The sequence below is a fragment of the Micromonospora sp. DH13 genome (genome assembly GCF_020873825.1).
GTDB lineage: Bacteria > Actinomycetota > Actinomycetes > Mycobacteriales > Micromonosporaceae > Micromonospora > Micromonospora haikouensis.
On sequence record NZ_JAHWGR010000037.1, the window covers coordinates 1 to 17,975 of the forward strand.

General features: G+C 73.0%; 14 protein-coding genes. 6 read left to right on the forward strand and 8 right to left on the reverse strand.

Annotation, left to right across the window (positions count from 1 at the left end; translation table 11 throughout):
- From LPA42_RS27665 to LPA42_RS34760, 4 genes are all read right to left on the reverse strand, one after another.
- A partial coding sequence (locus tag LPA42_RS27665) for a type I polyketide synthase (protein ID WP_228986965.1) occupies window positions 1–10,000 on the reverse strand: 10,000 nt, incomplete at its 3' end.
- Window positions 10,001–10,228: 228 nt separating this feature from the next.
- Window positions 10,229–11,449 carry a helix-turn-helix domain-containing protein gene (locus LPA42_RS27670; protein WP_077937028.1) on the reverse strand — a complete coding sequence of 407 codons (1,221 nt, stop codon included), beginning with the start codon at window positions 11,447–11,449 and terminating at the stop codon, window positions 10,229–10,231.
- A complete protein-coding gene (locus tag LPA42_RS27675) occupies window positions 11,436–11,741 on the reverse strand; it encodes a hypothetical protein (RefSeq protein ID WP_077937027.1) in 306 nt (101 codons plus the stop codon). The genes LPA42_RS27670 and LPA42_RS27675 overlap by 14 nt, the downstream gene beginning before the upstream one ends.
- Entirely contained in the window at window positions 11,734–12,150 is a 417-nt protein-coding gene (locus LPA42_RS34760; protein WP_077937026.1) for a DivIVA domain-containing protein, read from the reverse strand. The genes LPA42_RS27675 and LPA42_RS34760 overlap by 8 nt, the downstream gene beginning before the upstream one ends.
- A 197-nt stretch (window positions 12,151–12,347) precedes the next feature.
- Between LPA42_RS34760 and LPA42_RS27680 the strand changes: the two genes are divergently transcribed.
- The 3 genes from LPA42_RS27680 to LPA42_RS27690 are packed head-to-tail and all read left to right on the forward strand — an operon-like array spanning window position 12,348 to window position 13,712.
- Window positions 12,348–13,226, forward strand: a complete 879-nt coding sequence (locus LPA42_RS27680) for a helix-turn-helix transcriptional regulator (RefSeq protein WP_228986966.1) — start codon at window positions 12,348–12,350, stop codon at window positions 13,224–13,226.
- Window positions 13,223–13,492: a DUF397 domain-containing protein gene (locus LPA42_RS27685; protein WP_077937025.1), complete on the forward strand. Its 270-nt coding sequence runs from the start codon at window positions 13,223–13,225 to the stop codon at window positions 13,490–13,492. Before LPA42_RS27680 ends, LPA42_RS27685 begins: the two co-directional genes overlap by 4 nt.
- 19 nt (window positions 13,493–13,511) lie before the next feature.
- Window positions 13,512–13,712, forward strand: coding sequence for a DUF397 domain-containing protein (locus LPA42_RS27690; RefSeq protein ID WP_077937024.1), 201 nt, complete (start codon window positions 13,512–13,514; stop codon window positions 13,710–13,712).
- A 126-nt stretch (window positions 13,713–13,838) separates the two neighbouring features.
- Here the strand turns inward: LPA42_RS27690 and LPA42_RS27695 are convergent, their stop codons facing one another.
- From LPA42_RS27695 to LPA42_RS27705, 3 genes are all read right to left on the reverse strand, one after another.
- Complete coding sequence (locus LPA42_RS27695; RefSeq protein ID WP_144082600.1) at window positions 13,839–14,474, reverse strand: hypothetical protein; 636 nt, start codon at window positions 14,472–14,474, stop codon at window positions 13,839–13,841.
- 172 nt (window positions 14,475–14,646) lie between these two features.
- On the reverse strand, window positions 14,647–15,042 hold the full coding sequence (locus tag LPA42_RS27700) for a hypothetical protein (RefSeq protein ID WP_077937022.1): 396 nt from the start codon (window positions 15,040–15,042) through the stop codon (window positions 14,647–14,649).
- Window positions 15,043–15,123: 81 nt separating this feature from the next.
- A complete protein-coding gene (locus LPA42_RS27705; protein ID WP_077937021.1) occupies window positions 15,124–15,912 on the reverse strand; it encodes a class I SAM-dependent methyltransferase in 789 nt (262 codons plus the stop codon).
- A gap of 61 nt (window positions 15,913–15,973) precedes the next feature.
- Between LPA42_RS27705 and LPA42_RS27710 the strand changes: the two genes are divergently transcribed.
- From LPA42_RS27710 to LPA42_RS27720, 3 genes are all read left to right on the forward strand, one after another.
- Window positions 15,974–16,138 carry a hypothetical protein gene (locus tag LPA42_RS27710; RefSeq protein ID WP_158229400.1) on the forward strand — a complete coding sequence of 55 codons (165 nt, stop codon included), beginning with the start codon at window positions 15,974–15,976 and terminating at the stop codon, window positions 16,136–16,138.
- Window positions 16,139–16,159: 21 nt separating this feature from the next.
- Complete coding sequence (locus LPA42_RS27715; protein ID WP_077937020.1) at window positions 16,160–16,369, forward strand: DUF397 domain-containing protein; 210 nt, start codon at window positions 16,160–16,162, stop codon at window positions 16,367–16,369.
- A gap of 79 nt (window positions 16,370–16,448) precedes the next feature.
- On the forward strand, window positions 16,449–16,673 hold the full coding sequence (locus LPA42_RS27720; RefSeq protein WP_077937019.1) for a GntR family transcriptional regulator: 225 nt from the start codon (window positions 16,449–16,451) through the stop codon (window positions 16,671–16,673).
- Between the two features lie 84 nt (window positions 16,674–16,757).
- On the opposite strand, the gene LPA42_RS27725 is transcribed toward LPA42_RS27720, so the two are convergent.
- Window positions 16,758–17,858, reverse strand: coding sequence for a hypothetical protein (locus LPA42_RS27725; RefSeq protein ID WP_077937018.1), 1,101 nt, complete (start codon window positions 17,856–17,858; stop codon window positions 16,758–16,760).
- Window positions 17,859–17,975: the final 117 nt, after the last annotated feature.

Consider the following 17,975-nt stretch of genomic DNA (forward strand, 5'->3'; position numbering starts at 1 on the left):
CGATGTCACGCAGCGACGCGTACCCGAGGACCGCCGCCGCGTGGGTGCGGACCAGGTCGGACAGCACCCGGTCGCGCTCGGCCTCCGCGGTGGCGGCGAGGGTGTCGCGCAGCGCCGCCGCCGCGTCGGCGGCCGGGGCCGCCGCCGGTGCCGCCGCGCCGGCCGGGCGGACCAGGCCGTGCAGCAGCCGGGGCAGCGCCGGCCCGAGCCGGCCGAGCACCCCCAGGTCCAGGGCGACGGGTACGACCACCGGGTCGGCGTGCCGCAGCCCCTCGGTGAACAGCTCCATGCCCTCGTCGGCGTCGAGGGGGCGGAAGCCGCCCCGGCTCATCCGCCGCTCGTCGACGTGACCGGGCCGCCCGCCGGGCAGGTCCGGGTTGGCCCACGGCCCCCACGCCATCGACGTGACGGTGAGCCCGCGCGAGCGCCGATGGTGGGCGAGCGCGTCGAGGAAGGCGTTCGCGGCGGCGTGGTTGGCCTGCCCGGGGCCGCCGAACAGCCCGGACGCCGACGAGAACAGCACGAACGCGGCGAGGTCCAGCTTCTCGGTCAGCTCGTGCAGGTGCCAGGCGGCGTCGACCTTCGGCCCGAGGACGGCGTCGAAGCGGGCCGGGGTGAGCGCCGGCAGCACCCCGTCGTCTAGGACCCCGGCGGCGTGCACGACGCCGACGAGGGGCCGGTCGGCGGGTACCTCGTCGAGCAGCACGGCGAGCGCGTCGCGGTCGGTGACGTCGGCGGCGACCACCTGCGCGGCGACGCCGAGGCCGGCAAGCTCGGCGACGAGGTCGGCCGCGCCGGGGGCGTCGGGGCCGCTGCGGCTGACCAGCAGCAGCCCACGTACCCGGTGCCGGGTGGCCAGGTGCCGGGCGACGAGCCGGCCGAGCGCGCCGGTCGCGCCGGTGACCAGGACCGTGCCGGCGGACAGGTCGGGGGCCGTGGCGTCCGGCGGCGGCGGGCCGAGCCGGGCCAGCCGGGGCGCGCGGAGCTGCCCGGCGCGCACGGCGAGCTGCGGCTCCCCGGTGGCCAGGGCCGCCGGCAGCGCCGCCGCCGACCGGGGGTCGTCGTCGAGGTCGAGCAGGACGATCCGGCCCGGGTGCTCCGACTGGGCGGAGCGCACCAGGCCCCACACGGTCGCGGCGGGCAGGTCGGTGAGCCGGTCGTCGGTGGCGACGGCGACCGCGCCCCGGGTGACCACGACGAGCCGGGCCGCCTCCAGCTCCGGCCGGGCCAGCCAGTCCTGCGCCAGGGCGAGGGCCTCGTGGGCGGCCAGGTGCGCGGCCCGCGCCGGGCCCGGCTCGTCGGCGCGCTGCCCGGTCACGGCGGCGAGCACCGCGTCGGGCCGGGCCGCGCCGCCGGCCACGGCCGCCACCAGGTCGTCCAGGCTCGGGTACGCGTCGACACCCGGCCACCCGTCGCTCCCTCCGGGGCCGGCGACGCCCGGCCACCCGGCGCCGAGCGCGGCGAGGGCGGCGGGCCGGGCGGCGGCCGGTTCCGGGGTGACCCAGTCGAGGCGGTGCAGGGACCGGTTGGCGGTGCGGCGGGCGGCGCTGAGCTGGTCGGCGGTGATCGACCGCAGCACGAGGGCGTCGAGGGAGGCGACGGGCACGCCGCCGGTGTCCGTGACGGTGGCCGCCACCGACCCGTCGGCGGCGGTGAGCCGCACGCGCAGTTCCCGGGCCCGGGTGGGCGCGATCGCCACCCCGGTCCAGGAGAACGGCAGCCCCGGCTGCGCGCCGCTGCCGGTGCTGTCGCTGCCGGCGGCCTCGCTGTGGGCGCTGCCGGTGCTGTCGGCCTCGCTGTCGGCCTGGCTGCCGGCGTCGGCGCGGCCGAGGGCGCTCGCGCCGATGGCGTGCAGGGCGGCGTCGAGCAGGGCCGGGTGCACGGTGAACGGGGCCGCGTCGCCCGGCGCGTCGGCGTCGAGGGCGACCTCGGCGAGGAGGTCGTCGCCGTGCCGCCAGGCGGCGCGCAACGCCCGGAACACCGGACCGTAGTGGTAGCCCTGCTCGGCGAGGTGCGGATACAGGGCGTCGAGGGCGATCGGTTCCGCCCCGGGTGGGGGCCACGCGGCGGCCGGGGCGACGGTCACCGGCCGGGTGGGGGCGAGCAGGCCGTGGGCGTGCCGCTGCCACTGCCGGCCGGCCGCCCCGGGCTGGTCGCCGCCGTCGCCCCCGGACAGATGGGCCTCGCCGACGGACGAGTGGACGGAGACGGGCCGCAGGCCGTCCTCGCCGGCCGCGCCGACGCGGACCCGCAGGTCGACGCTCCCCTCCTCCGGCACGGCGAGCGGGGCCTCCAGCACCAGCTCGGTGACGTGGGCGGCGTCGAGGTGCCGGCCGCTGAAGGAGGCCAGCTCGACCAGCGCGGTGCCGGGGAGCAGGACGGTGCCGAGCACGGCGTGGTCGGCGAGCCACGGGTGGGTGGCCAGGGAGATCCGGCCGGTGAGCAGCAGGCCCTCGTCGCCCGGCAGGTCGGCCACGGCACTGAGCAGCGGATGGTCGGCGGCGTCGAGGCCGACCGACGGCAGCCCGGCCCGGCTCGCGCCGCTGCCCTGCAGCCAGTAGCGGTCCCGCGCGAACGGGTAGGTGGGCAGGTCGACGATCGCCGTCGCGGCGAGGACCTTGGTGAGGTCGACGGGCAGGCCGATCGCGTGGGCGGTGGCCAGGTTGGTCAGGAGTCGCGTCGGGTCGTCGTCACCCCGCCGCAGGCTGCCCAGCGTGTGGCCGGTGACGCCGGCGTCGTCGAGGATCGCCGTCACCGGCATCGTCAACACCGGGTGCGGACTGATCTCCACGAACGTGGTGTGCCCGGCCGCGACAGCGACGCGGACGGCCGCGTCGAACTGGACGGTCTGCCGCAGGTTGTCATACCAGTAGTCGGCGGTCATGGTGGCGGGGTCGACCCAGTCGCCGGTCAGCGTCGAGACGAGCCGGATGTGGCCCGGCTGCGGGGCGACGTCGGCCAGGTCGGCGCGGAGCCGTTCGGCGACGTCCTGCACCGATGGGGAGTGCGACGCGTAGTCCACCGGAATCAGGCGGGCGCGGATGCCCTCGTCCTGGCACGCCTGCACCAGGTCCGCGACGGGCTGCGGCGGCCCGGACACCACCACCGTGGCGGGACCGTTCACCGCCGCCACACCCACACCGGAGAAGGCGTGGAGACGTTCGGCCACCGCGTCGGCGGACAGGTCCACCGACGCCATCGCACCCGTCCCCCGCAGCACCGCAAGCGCCCGCGACCTCAGCGCGACGGTCTTCGCCGCGTCCTTTAGGGACAGGATCCCGGCGACGCACGCCGCACCGATCTCACCCTGGGAGTGGCCGACCACCGCCTGCGGGGACACACCCGCGTGCTCCCACACCGCGGCCAGGGCGATACCCACCGCCCACAGGACCGGCTGCACCACCTCCACCCGCTCCAACCACGACTCGTCAACCCCGGTCAACACGGAGACGAGGTCGACGTCGAGATACGGGGCGAGAGCCCGCTGACACTCCCCAAGGCGCGCGTCGAACACCGGCGTACGGCCCACCAGACCGGCGGCCATGCGCGCCGACTGCGCACCCTGCCCCGGGAACACGAACACCGGACCCGCACCGTGACCCGATGCCACACCGGCGACCACGTTGCCCGCCGGCTGACCGGACGCCAGGGCGTCCAACCCCGACAGCAGGTCGGCCACGCCCGACCCGACCACCGAGGCGCGCTGGTCGAACGTGGCGCGGGTCGTGGCGAGGGACCAGGCCAGCGCGGCAGGGTCGAGGGCGTCGCGGTCGCGTACGTGGTTGGCCAGGCGGGCGGCCTGGTCGCGGAGCGCTGCCGCCGACCGCGCCGACACCGGCCAGACGAGGACGTCCGCGTCGACCAGTCCCGGCGCGGGGTCCTCGACGGGGGCGTCGGCGGGCTCCTCCGGCTGCTCGACGATGACGTGGGCGTTGGTGCCGGACATGCCGAACGACGACACCGCCGCCCGACGCGGCCGGTCCACCGCCGGCCACGGCCGCGCCTCGGTCACCAGGTCCACCGCGCCCGCAGACCAGTCGATGTGCGGCGACGGCTCATCCACGTGCAACGACGCCGGCACGACCCCGTGCCGCATCGCCTGCACCACCTTGATCACCCCGGCCACACCCGCCGCCGCCTGCGCATGACCGATGTTCGACTTGATCGACCCCAACAACAGCGGCGCGGCATCGCCCCGACCCTGCCCATACGTGGCCAGCAGCGCCTGCGCCTCGATCGGGTCACCCAACGTCGTGCCCGTGCCGTGCGCCTCCACCACGTCCACGTCCGACGTGGACAACCGGGCGTTCGCCAGCGCCTGCCGGATCACCCGCTGCTGCGACGGACCATTCGGCGCGGTCAGACCGTTCGACGCACCGTCCTGGTTCACCGCAGAGCCGCGCACCACGGCGAGGACCCGGTGCCCGTTGCGGCGGGCGTCGGAGAGCCGTTCGACGAGGAGCATGCCGACGCCCTCGGACCAGCCCGTCCCGTCGGCCGACGCCGCGAACGACTTGCACCGGCCGTCGGCGGCGAGGCCCTGCTGGCGGGAGAACTCGGCGAACGTGCCGGGGGTGGCCATCACGGTGACGCCGCCGGCCAGGGCCAGGTCGCACTCGCCCCGGCGCAGCGCCTCGCCGGCCAGGTGCAGCGCGACGAGGGACGACGAGCAGGCCGTGTCGACGGTGACGGCCGGCCCTTCAAGGCCGAGCGTGTACGCGACCCGGCCGGAGATGATGCTGTGCGCGGCGCCGGTCATCAGGTATCCCTCGGTGCCCTCGGGCACCTCGGTGAGCCCCGTCCCGTAGCCGGAGGTGGACGCGCCGACGAACACGCCCGTACGGCTGCCCTTCAGGCTGCCGGGTTCGAGCCCGGCGCGTTCCAGGACCTCCCAGGACGCCTCCAGGGTGAGCCGCTGTTGCGGGTCCATCGCGAGGGCCTCGCGCGGCGAGATGCCGAAGAACGCGGGGTCGAAGGCCGGGACGTCGTAGAGGAAGCCGCCGGCCGGGGCGTAGCCGCTGTCCGGGGTGGGGGTGTCCCAGCCCCGGTCGGTGGGGAAGTCGCCGATGGCGTCGACGCCGTCGGTGACGAGCCGCCACAGCTCCTCGGGGCTGCGGGCGTCGCCGGGGTAGCGGCAGGCCATGCCGACGATGGCGACGGGCTCGTCGGTGCCGGCGGCGACGCGGGCCTCGGCGGGTGCGGCGGCGGTGCCGCCGAACGCGGTCTCGCGCAGGTGCCGGGCCAGGTCGGCGGGGGTCGGGTGGTCGAAGACGAGGGTGGACGGCAGGCGCAGCCCGGTGACCTCGTTGAGCCGGGTACGCAGGTCCACGGCGGTGAGCGAGTCGAAGCCGAGGTCGGCGAACGGCCGGCCGCGCAGGTCGTCGGCGGTGGCGTGGCCGAGGACGCGGGCGGTCTGCGCGTTGACGATGGCGAGCAGTTCGCGTTCCTGCTCGGCCTCGGGCAGGTCGGCGAGGTGGCGCAGGGCGTCGGCGACGCCGGCCGGCGCGGCGGCGGCCTCGGCGTCGGCTTCGGCGAGGGCCCGCACCTGGGGCAGCTCGGACAGCAGCGGGCTGGGCCGGGTGAGGGTGAACGCCGGATGGAAGCGTCCCCAGTCGACGTCGGCGACGGTGACGCAGGGGGTGGGTCGGCGCACCGCCCGGTCGAGGGCGACGAGGGCGTGCTGCGGGTCGATGGTGGGCAGGCCCATCCGGTGCAGCGCCTCGGTGGCGGTGTTCTTGGCGGCCATGCCGTCGGCCCCGCCCCACGCGGTCCAGGACACGGCGGTGGCGGCGAGGCCCCGGTCGCGGCGGTGCACGGCGAGCGCGTCGAGCAGCGAGTTGCCGGCCCCGTACGCGCACTGGCCGGCGCTGCCCCACACGCCGGAGATGGAGGAGAACAACAGGAACGCGGTCAGCGGCCGGTCGGCGAGGCAGTCGTGCAGGTGCAGCGCGCCGAGCACCTTGCCGGCGACGACGTGGGAGAACTCGTCGAGGGTGGTGCCGGTGAGCGGGGTGAGCTGGTCGGTGCCGGCGGCGTGCACCACGGCGGTCAGGTCGGGCAGCGTGTCCAGCAGCGCGGCGACGGCGTCCCGGTCGGTCACGTCGCAGGCGACGGCGGTGACCCGCCCGTCGTCGGCGTACCCGTCGAGGAGGCCGGGGGTCGCGGCGCCGCGCCGGCCGACGAGGACGACCCGGCGGGCACCCTTGTCGAGCAACCAGCGGGTGACGTGGCCGCCGAGCGCGCCGGTGCCGCCGGTGACCAGGACGGTGCCGTCGGCCCACCAGTCGGCGGCGGGCCGGTCGGGGGCGGCGGCCGGGGCGAGCCGGCGGCCCCAGACGCCGCCGGGGCGCACGGCGACCTGCTCCTCGCCGCTGCCGCCGGCCAGGACGGCGGCGAGCCGGCGCAGCACGCTCTCGTCGGGGTTGGCCGGCACGTCGACGAGGCCGCCCCAGCGGTGCGGCTGCTCGACGGCGGCGGCCCGGCCGAGGCCCCACACGAGGGTCTGGAGGGGGTGGTCGACCCGGTCGGCGGGGCCGGCCTTGACGGCCCCGCTGGTGACGCACCAGACGGGCGCGGCGACGTCGAGGTCGGTGAGGGCCTGGAGCAGCACGAGGGTGGTGGCGGCCGCGACGCTCGTGCCGGGGTGGGCGGGCAGCAGCGCGTCCTGGCCGGCGACGAGGTGCAGCACCCCGGCGACGGGCGCGTCGCCGACGGCGGCGCGCAGCCGGTCGGCGAGCGCGGCCCGGTCGAGGTCGTCGGCCCCGACGCGCAGGGTCGCCGGTTCGTCGCCGCCGGCCTGCAGCAGGCCGGCGAGGCCGTCGGCCCAGGCGGGCGCGGCGTCGGCGGGCAGCACGAGCAGCCAGCGGCCCGTCGGCCGGTCACCCTCGGCGACCGGCACGGGCTTCCACACCACCTGGTACGACCAGCCGTCCGCCACGCCCGAGTCGTGCCGGTCGCGTCGCCAGGCGGCGAGGACGGGCAGCGCGGGCAGCAGGGCGTCCACGGGGTCGGCGTCGCCGGCCGGGGCGGTGCCGAGCTGGTCGCGCAGCGCGTCGACGTCGGCCCGTTCGACGGCCGCCCAGAACGCGGCGTCGGCGGTGGACTCCGTGCCGGCGGGGGCGGGCAGGGCCGTCAGGTCGGGCCAGTAGCGCTCGCGGTGGAACGCGTACCCGGGCAGCCGGACCCGGCGGGGGTCGGTGCCGGCGAACAGTTCCCGCCAGCCGACGGGCACGCCGGCGACGTGCAGCTCGGCGAGCGCGGTGAGCAGGGACGCCGGCTCGGGGCGGTCGCGGCGCAGCAGCGCCACGGCGGCGGGGTCGGCGTCGGGCCCGAGGATCTCCCGGGTCAGCGCGGTGAGCACCCCGCTGGGGCCGACCTCGAGGTACGTGCCGACGCCGTGGGCGTGCAGCCGCTCGACGCCGTCGGCGAAGCGGACCGCCTCGCGGACGTGCCGCACCCAGTAGTCCGGGGTGCGCAGCGCCTCCGGGTCGGCCAGGTCACCGGTCAGGTTGGACACGACCGGCAGGGCCGGCGCGCGCAGGTCGAGCCCGGCGACGACGGCCGCGAACCCGGCGAGCATCGGCTCCATCAGCGGGCTGTGGAACGCGTGGCTGACGGTCAGCCGCCTGGTCTTCACCCCGCGCGCGGCCCACAGGTCGGCGAGTTCGTCGACGGCGGCCTCGGCACCGGAGACGACCACGGCGGCCGGGCCGTTGACGGCGGCGATCCCCACCCGGCCGGCGTGCTCCTCCAGGCTCGCCGCCACCTCGCCCTCGGGCGCGGCGACGGCCAGCATCGCCCCGCCGGCCGGCAGCGCCTGCATCAGCCGCCCCCGGGCGGCGACCAGCGTCGCCGCGTCGGCGAGGCTGAACACCCCGGCGGCGTGGGCGGCGGTGATCTCGCCGATCGAGTGGCCGATCAGCACGTCAGGGGTGACGCCCCAGGACTCCAGCAGCCGGTGCAGCGCCACCTCGACGGCGAACAGCCCGGCCTGGGTGAACACGGTCTGGTCGAGCAGGGCGGCCTCGGGGGTGCCGGCCTCGGCGAACAGGACGGTCTTCAGCGGCTTCGGCAGCCGGGGGTCGAGGTGCCCGCACACCTCGTCGAGCGCGGCGGCGAACACCGGGAACGCCTCGGCCAGCTCGCGGCCCATCCCGACGCGCTGGGCACCCTGCCCGGAGAACAGGAACGCCACCTGCCCGCCGCGCGGGGTGCCGGTGACGAGGCCGGGGGCGGTGTCGCCGGCGGCGAGCGTACGCAGGTCGCGCAGCAGGTCGGCGCGGTCGGCGGCGAGGACGACGGCCCGGTGTTCGAGGGCGCCCCGGGTGGTGACCGACGACCAGCCGAGGTCGGCCAGCCGCGCCCCGGCGTCGGTCCCGGTGCCGGCGGCTTCGGTGCTGGCGTCGGACTCGGCGGCAGCGCCAGGGTCGGCTTCGGTGGCGAGCCAGTCGGCCCAGCGGGTGGCTTGGGCGGCGAGGCCGGCGGCGTCCCGGGCGGACAGCAGCACCGGGACCAGGCCGGCGGTCGCCACCGGGGCGGGGCCGGCCGGTCGGGTCGCCGGGGCGGCCTCGGCGGGCGGGGTCCCGGGGGCCGCCGGGGCGGCGTCCGGCGTCTCCGCCGGGGCCTCCTCGATGATCACGTGGGCGTTGGTGCCGCTCATCCCGAACGAGGAGACGCCCGCGCGGCGGGGCCGCTCCCCCGCCGGCCAGGGCTGCGCCTCGGTGAGCAGGGACACCGCGCCGGCCGTCCAGTCGACGTGCGGAGTGGGCTCGTCGACGTGCAGGGTGGCGGGAAGCTGGCCGTGGCGCAGGGCCAGCACCATCTTGATGACCCCGGCGACACCGGCGGCGGCCTGCGTGTGGCCGATGTTCGACTTGACCGAGCCGAGCCGCAGCGGCCGGTCCGCCGGGCGACCCTGCCCATACGTGGCGAGCAGGGCGGTCGCCTCGATCGGGTCGCCGAGGCTGGTGCCGGTGCCGTGGGCCTCGACGGCGTCCACGTCGGCGGGGGTGAGCCGCGCGCCGGCCAGCGCCTGGAGCACCACCCGCTGCTGGGCGGGGCCGTTGGGGGCGGTCAGCCCGTTGGACGCGCCGTCCTGGTTGACGGCGGAGCCCCGCACGACGGCGAGGACGGGGTGGCCGTTACGGCGGGCGTCGGACAGCCGCTCGACGAGGAGCACGCCGACGCCCTCGCCCCAGGCGGTGCCGTCGGCGGCCCCCGCGAACGCCTTGACGCGGCCGTCGAAGGCGAGGCCGCGCTGCCGGGAGAAGCCGATGAACGCGGCCGGGGTGGACATGACGGTCGCGCCGCCGGCCAGCGCGAGGGTGCACTCCCCCTGCCGCAGGGCGTGGCAGGCCAGGTGCAGCGCCACCAGCGACGACGAGCAGGCGGTGTCGACGGAGACGGCAGGCCCCTCCACGCCGAGCACGTACGAGATGCGGCCGGAGACGACGCTGGCGGCGGTGCCGGTGAGGACGTACCCCTCGACGCCGGGCGGGGGCGACTGGAGCAGCGCCGCGTAGTCCTGGCCGGTGGTGCTGGCGAAGACGCCGACCTGGTGGCCGCGCAGCGTCGCCGGGTCGATGCCGGCGTGCTCGAACGCCTCCCAGGAGGTCTCCAGCAGCAGCCGCTGCTGCGGGTCCATGCCCAGCGCCTCGCGCGGGGAGATGCCGAAGAAGCCGGCGTCGAACTCGGTGGCCGAGTCGAGGAAGCCGCCCTGCCCCACGTACGAGGTGCCGGGGTGGTCGGGGTCGGGGTGGACGAGCCGGTCGACGTCCCAGCCCCGGTCGGCGGGGAAGTCGGAGATGGCGTCACGGCCGTCGGCGACGAGCCGCCACAGGTCCTCGGGGGACCGCACGCCGCCCGGGAACCGGCAGCCGATGCCGACGATGGCGATGGGCTCCCGGTGGGCCGCCTCCAGCTCCCCGAGTTTCCTCTTCGTCTGGTGGAGATCCGCGGTAACCCATTTCAGGTATTCCCGGAGAGTGTCCTCAGTCGCCATTGCCGCCACCTCTTCGGGCCGGAAAAACCAGGCGGCCCAATACCGTCGACAGACGCCTCAAGCCGCAAAAACCAGAGCCCACGAACCGACCAGAAATTGCCAGACAAACACCACTGCAACACAGACCAGGTCCTACGTACCGGAGGAAGGTATTTGGCCCCGGACGGCGCTGCCAACCCCTAGCGGGCCCCTACCACGGCCCCTGGGCCGGACCTCGCCGTCCGGCCGTCACCCGAGCCCGAGGGCCGCGGCGAGCCGGGCCACGTCCGCCGGGACCGGCTCGCGGCGCGTCAGGTCGGTGAGCAGCGTACGGGCCACCGGCCGTAACCGGACCTCGGCCGGCGCGGTCCGGTCCGCGTCGACCAGGGCGCGCCCGGCGGCGAGCGGGTCGCCGGCCCGGAGGTGTCCCCGGCTGGCGTCGAGCAGGTACGCCGCGCGGTGCTCGGCGGGCAACCGCCGCCAGTGGTCAGCGCCGACGACCCCATCGTGCAGGCCCACCGCCTCGCCGCCGTTGCCCAGTTCGACGGCGGCGGCGACCCGGGCCATCCGCACCGCCGTGGGGCCGAACCCGGTCCAGTGCCGGTCGTGCTCCTCGCCGGCCTCGCCGGTCTCGCCTGTCTCGTCGGCGATCCGGGCCGCCTGGTCGACCAGTTCCTCTGCGCCGCGTTCGTCGCCGGCTCCGGCGGCGGCCAGGGCGGCCTGGAGCAGCAGCGTTCCGCGCAGCGCCAGGCTCGGGGAGGGGCCGTCGCGCCGCGCCTCGGGGGCGATGCGGTGCGCGGCGGCGATCGTGACGGCCAGGGCCGGCCGGGGGCGGTGCAGGGCGCGCAGCGCCTGCCCCAGCGGCACGGCGGCCGCCGCCGCCAGCAGCGGGTCGCCGGCGGCCACGGACATGGCCCGGTCGGCTGCCAGCCAGCCGAGGTCACCCGCGCCGAGCTTCACCAACACCGACGACGTGATCCGGTACGCCTGCACCAGCAGCTCCGCAGCACCGTCGCCCTGGGTGGAGTGGGCGTGTTGGGTGTCGCCGAGCAGCTCCGGCAGCATCCGCAGCAGTTGGGGGTAGTCGGCATGCTGGTAGGTCAGCCAGGCGTGCCGTACCCGCTGGTCCAGCTCGCCGACCGGCGGTGCCGCCTGCCGCGCCCGCGGCCCGGTCAGGGCGGCGTCGTAGCGGTCGAGGGCGGCGCGCACCCCGTCGATGCCCTGCGCGGCGGCGCGGGCGGCCTGCGACGGCAGGGCATCGCGGCCGAGCAGCGCCACCGGGTCGACGCGCAGCACGGCGGCGAGTTCCTGGATGACGGTGTAGCGGTCGAGGGCGCGGACCCCCCGCTCGACCTTGTCGACCCAGCTCTTCGACTTGCCGAGTCGGTCGGCGAGCATCTGCTGCGTCATCCGCCGCCGCGTCCGCAGCCGGGCGACCCGGCGTCCTATCGGCAGCTCACGGCTGGTCACGACGCCACCCCAGATTGGGTACGGCCCGGCTGCTCTCCTCGACCGCCCACATCTCCAACGGCCTGGCGCACCAGCCGACGATGCGGTCGGCTATGTCGGCGCTGCTCATGCCCGTGATCTCCGCCTGGGCGTCCGGGAGGTACGAGGTCAGGTAGCGGACGAGGGTCCGCACGTTGCACCGGCACAGCTCCTTGAGCTGGCGCTTACGGGTCAGGCACGGCCACGGCTCGCCGCAGACCAGGCAGTTCCAGTCCGGCCGCGACGGGCCGTGCAGCGCCGGGTAATCAGTCATCGCCCGGCCCCTCCCCCGGCCGACGGTGGCAGCCCTGCCGACGGGGTGGGTAGGGCGGCCACAGGGGCGGGCGTCGGTACTCGTTTCGGGGCCGCCGCGCCGAGGGGTCGGGCCGCCAGCGATCGGCGCGGAGTTCCGCTGCGGCCTCCCGGTGGCGGCGAGCCTCGTCCTGAGCGGCGACGAGTTCCCGGTAGAGGGCGTCGAGGTCAGCCTCCAACCGGCGCAGGAACCTACGGACCGCCTCTGGGTCGAAGCCGCGCCGGCCGAACCGGGTCAACGGGAACTCCTGCCACCGGACGTCGGCTGGCGTCAGCAGGCCTCGGCGGGACCGGTAGACCGCGCCACCTTCGCGGGGGCCGCTGCACTCGGTAGAAGGACCATCCCCCACCGCGTCTGTGCTGGGCTCCATGTGCCTCCTTCTGCCTTCACTTGGGCAGCAGCGCCACCGACGAGCTCTCGCCGTGTCGTGCTCTCAGCTATCTTGCGCCCACACACAGTGAGAACGCAAGACTTGCGTTTGCACGGACGGCGATCAGTTGCCCTGTCGGGATGGCGCGCCCACGAGACCGGCAGACTTGAGAGAGACCGGAGCGAAGGAGATGGAACTTGGCAACACGCCGTCAGCCACCAACCGTTCGGCTTCGACGCCTGGCCGGCGAGCTGCGCAGCCTCCGCCAAGCTTCCGGTCTGACCCGCGAGGACGCGGCTGCGCAGACGAACATCAACAGCGCCACGCTGTACCGCATCGAGACGGCCAAGGCCCGTCCGCAGCGGCGCACGCTGCTGACGTTGCTGGACAAGTACGGGGTCGGTGACCCAGAGCGCCGCGCCGCCCTGGTCGAGCTGTCCAAGCAGGCAACACAACTGGGGTGGTTGCAGGCGTACGAGTCGGAACTGCCCGAGGAGTACACGACCTACATCAGCTTCGAGAGCGAGGCGCGCAGCGTCCGCAACTACGAGTCGCTGTTCGTGCCCGGCCTACTCCAAACGCAGGGCTACACCCGCGCCGTGGTCACGGCCAGCCTGCCCCACGCCAGTGACGACGAAATCCAAAAGCGCGTCGAAACCCGCGCCCAGCGGCAGGCATTCATCACCAGAGATGATCCGCTCAAGCTGTCTGCCATCGTCGACGAGGCCGTGCTGCACCGCGAGGTCGGTGGCGCGGAGGTCATGGCCGAACAGCTTCGACACCTGCTCGACCTGACTGAACGGCCACACATCACGCTCCAGGTGCTGCCCTACAAGGTCGGCGCACATCCGGGTATGCACGGAGCGTTCGCCGTGATGGACTTTCCGGACGCCGCCGACCCCGAACTTGTCTACATCGAGAACATGGCAGGCGCGCTTTACCTGGAGAAGGAGGCCGACATCCGGCGGTATGCCGAGATGTTCGACCAGCTTCGGTCGGCAGCGCTGAACGTGGCCGACTCGCGGAAGTTCCTCGACCGCTTGATCGACAGTGAGGGTGAGGGAAGGCGAAAGTGAGCGTTCTGGATTTGGGGGCCGCGACGTGGCGGACCAGCACTCGTAGCGGCGCAAATGGCAACTGCGTGGAAGTCGCCCAGCTCACCAGCGCTGTTGCGCTGCGTGACAGCAAGGACCGCTCGGGCCCAGCGTTGGTGTTCACAGCCCGGGAGTGGGCGGCTTTCATCGAGGGCACCAAGGATGGGGAGTTCGATCAAGACCGACCAACCCGCCGTAGGCGGGGATTAGGGGCGAAGCGTTCTCCCCTAATGCAGTCACTAACCTGATCAAGGAGGCAGCGCAGACATGGACGTGACCAACGCCAAGTGGCGCAAGAGCATCCGCAGCGGCTCCAACGGCGGTTCGTGCGTCGAGGTCGCCGCCAACTTGCCAGGCATCGTCCTGGTCCGGGACACGAAGGACCGCGAAGGCGGCACCCTCGGCTTCACACCGGGCCACTGGCAGTCATTCGTCAACCTGGCCAAGCAGATCGGGCCCGTCGCCTGACCAGCACGTCAAGGAGTTGTCATCGAACGTCAGTGACGCGGCACGGACGAGCCTCGGCCATGGGCATTGATCAGGAGGCAGCACCGTTGAGGGTGCCGCCTCCGCTACCCGCACCGGAGGGCGACTTCAGACGCCGACGGGCAACTCGGGCTGGGGCAACATGCGCAGTTCCGCGGCCAAGACGGTGTCCTGCGGTCCGATGACCATGACCAGCGAGGTTCCGATGTGGCCTCCGCAGGCGGCGAGCGGCGCTCCCGTGGCCATGTCCGGGCAGGCGAGGTAGACCCACGCTGTGGCGTCCCCGCCGTCCACGGACAGTGTGCGCGTTCCGGCGGGTTCGGGCGGGTTGTTGGTGTCGAGCCGGTCGACGTACTGCGGTGGTGGTGGGCCGCTGCCCCACGGAGGCGTGCCTCGACGCCCTGCCAGTGCGAGCTGGTAGTTGATCAGGCTGGTCCACAGGTGGTACACCACGGAGGCACCGCCGGTGTCGTCGCGGACTGTGGTGACATCGATGGTGGCGCCGTCGTCGAGTTCGTGGCCGATGCTGACCTCGACGGGCCTCGGTCGGCCCATGTCGCGGGCGACTCCGTGCGCGTCGGCGTGGGTGGTCTCCTTGTGCCAGCCGACCATGTGGGCGCGGTGGTGAGGGGCCTCCAGCATGGCGAACCGGACGCCGAGCCAGCCGTAGATCTCTTCCGCCGTGGGCGGTGTCAACACGCCGCGAGGATCGTGCGGACATGACTGTCCGGAAGTGTGCGCCATGCTGGAGGCTCCCTCACCTTTCCATGGTGCGTCGAGGCTGCCTGTGCGTTTGGCGCATGCTGAACTGCCGTCGCGCTGGCTCGGCGGCTCGGCGGGGCGCGCCTCCGTCGACGTGAGTATCACCGCTTGCCAACGCAAGTCTTCAAGCTGGCCGGCCGGCTCATGCCCCTGATCAGCGCATCGAGATGAGTGCCTGCTCGATGTGCTCGAAGATGTCCGAGTCCGTCTCCTGCTGCCACTCTGGCATCTCCGACCAGTCGGCCACGTAGGAGGCTTTCGGGTTTGAAAAGTGCCTGAAGATCTGTGCAGTCCAGCACAGGGCGACGAAGCGGCCCTTCTGTTCACGGGTCAGCTTTGCAGTTGCACCCTCGGCCACCTCGATGAACTGGTGAACCTGCTCGTACACTGCGGCGGCGCTTGCCCGTTCCCATTCGGGCGTGGCCTCCCAGGGCGCGACATAGCCCGGCTTCGGTTCGCCGGGATAGTGCTTACGAACTCCGGCGATCCACGCCTCGCGGAACGCACGCCCCGGATCTTCGACCTGCACGCTGGCCCTCCCTGTGGTCACATCAATCCCCTTGCCCTCGCCATGGCATTGATCTGGCTGTTGAGATTCGTGGAACACCTCTCGCCGATGGTGGTGCGGCATTCAAGCGGGTGTGCCGAACTGCAGCCAGACGCGGACCCGCTCGGTGACCTTGTCGCGCCCCCCGAGTGCGTCGCGGACCTCGGCGGCAAACGTTGCTCGGCCCTGCCTGGAGGGTAGTCGGTCAGCCGATATGGCAGAGAAGACGCCGCCAACCATGTCGTCGATGGTAAGCGGGGCGTCGTACTGCACCAACGACTCCGTGTATCGGTAGCCGGCCCGAACGAGGGCGTTCTGGTTGTGTAGACGGCCGGCCTCGTCGGTTTGGCACGTCGCTGTGGCGGGGTGCCCGAGCAGCCGTTCCAGGCATTCGCGCAGTGCGCCGGACCACTCGGCGTCCTGTAGCCAGAGCGGTGCGCCGTTGGTGACCACGGCGACGCCGCCGCCTGGGCGCAGCAGCGGTCGGACGGCCCTGAACAACGCGTCGCGGTCCATGAAGTGGATAGCGACGGCAACGGTCAGCGCGCCGATCGTCCGGTCGCCGAGCAGCCGGCCCAGCGCGGGCAGGTCGCTGTCATCGCCGAGCAGCCACGTGGCGTTGGGCCTTGCAGCGTTGAGGGCCGCTTGGCGGGCCAAGGCCAGCATGTCCGGCTCCGGGTCCATGCCGACGACGGCCCCGACCCGGGCGGCGAGCGGGAGGCTCAACTGGCCGGTGCCGCAGCCGAGGTCGACCACCGTGTCTTCGGGGCTGAGGCCGAACGCTTCGACGAGGCCGTCGAGCACGTCGGGCGGGTAACCGCGTCGGTGCCTCGCGTAGTACGTCGCCACCTCACCGCTGAAGCTCGCTTTCATCTCGACAGCCTGCCGACAGCACAGATCGGGAAGCGAGCGATTCTGCTTAGGGCATGGTCAGGTGTTGCTGCTTGCGCAACGCCACGGCGAGATCGAAGAGCGCGTAGCGTCATGGCTCAACCGAAGCTTCACCCTCCTCAGCGACGAGCCCGTGCAACTCGTCGCCGTCGTTGACGTGATGGCACTGCTCCGGCCCATGAAGAGCCACCCCGCCGCGATGAAATAGCAGCTCGCCCACCTCGCTGAGATGGCCGAGCTAGCACACGGCGACGCCAGGTGGCGCAAGAGCAGCCGCAGCGGCTCCAACGGCGGTTCGTGCGTCGAGGTCGCCGACAACCTGCCGGGCATCGTCCTGGTCCGGGACACAAAGGACCGCGAAGGTGGCACCCTCGGCTTCACGCCGGGCGACTGGCAGTCGTTCGTCAACCTGGCCAAGCAGATCGGGCCGGTCGCCTGACCAGCACGTCAGGAAGGGTCAGACCTTGACATTGCGATCTCGTGGTAAGTGAGGACCTTGCCGACCTTTACTTCCCTTCGTGCCATACGAGCAGGCTGAGTACCGCCGCATCGCTGACGGCATCGCCGGGCAGATCAAGTCCGGAGAGCTGAAGGCACACGACAATCTGCCCTCCACCGCCGAACTCGCAGAGAAGAACCACGTCTCGCTTGCAACGGTGAATCGGGCCTTCGGCCTGCTACACGATCGCTTCCTGGTGTACGGCAAGCAGAGCAAGGGCGTTTTCGTGGCTGAGGCTGAGTAGCCACAACGGCGGCCGAACGGACCAAGACGCACGCAAAGGCCATCTTCCCGATCCAGGCCCGCTCGGGTCCGACACCAGGCTGGACTAACCGTCCGCACTAAGCTGTTCCAGATAGCTTCTGAACGATTCCGTGCCGGCGCGGTACTCTTCCAGCCATGCCTCGGCCTCATCCTCTCGCACCGGCCGCCCGCACAACATCTCTAGATGGTCCAGAAGCACCTTGCGGTCGTCGGTGGCGTTAAAGGTGACCTTGGCGTGGTTCAGCTGACTTCTTCTGACGATGTCCAGGCGCTGGCTCTGGTAGAAGAATGAGTCTGGTCCAAACCTGTACGACTCGCCCATGTCGCGGCCGACAGAGGAGTCACCTCGCAGCCACGTTAGGTAGATTGCGTCGTCCGTCATTATGAAGCGGAACACCGAAGTGTCGTCATGGTAGAGGATCTCGACTGGGCAGCGAGTTCGCCACTCAAACAACGCCACGACCGTCCGAAGTAGATCTGTCCTCAGGGTCTCCTCGATCGCGGCTCGGGTCATCCCCTGCGCCCATGGCGCCTCGGACTGGTCCGATGCCACTTGAGCGACTGCAGCTCTGTTGCGGGGATCAAGTATGCATATTGCGATGCGGGCAACCCTAGTCATGGTCGTGACCTGCAGCCGGGCCGGCACGAACCAGGCGGTCGGGCCGTAGAAAGTGATCTGACCGGTTCGGTGCAGGCTTCTGGTCAGGTCACAGTTGAAAGCGTCACCGTATCCGGTGTTCGTGTCTAAAGCCGCATAGGACGCCAGCGGAAGAAACAGCGCATTGGTCTGCGATAGATGGGACATCAGCCGCGTAGACAGTTCGCTGAAGCTCTCCTCGACGTTCTCCTCGATCGCCCTGTTCTGGACCTGGCCGGAGACTGCCGAGAAGGTGACCGCAAAGATTACGCTCGCGATCAGGTTCAAACCAACCGCCGAGAAGATCTCGTTGCGTGTAAGCGTGGTGTCGCGGCCGATCAGGACAACACCAAGCAGCAGCATGAGCAGGGTGGCGACCGCAAAGGCGTAGACCGTGACGACTCGACGCCAATCGCGCTTCTCCCTGGCCATCTGCACTCCACGCTCCCAGCGGGTACGCGCCCAGCGCATAGTAGCCCGCCGCTCAAGCGAGTAGGTATCGCGCCAGGGGTCGACGACGAGGGTCACGTAATCTGAGTGGCGACGATGACGCTGGCCAGGTCGGTCACCCCGAGCGCGACAGCGGCGGTGAAATGCCGCCCGACGACAGCATCGCGGAAGGGCTTCACAGGCGGTCGAATCGGT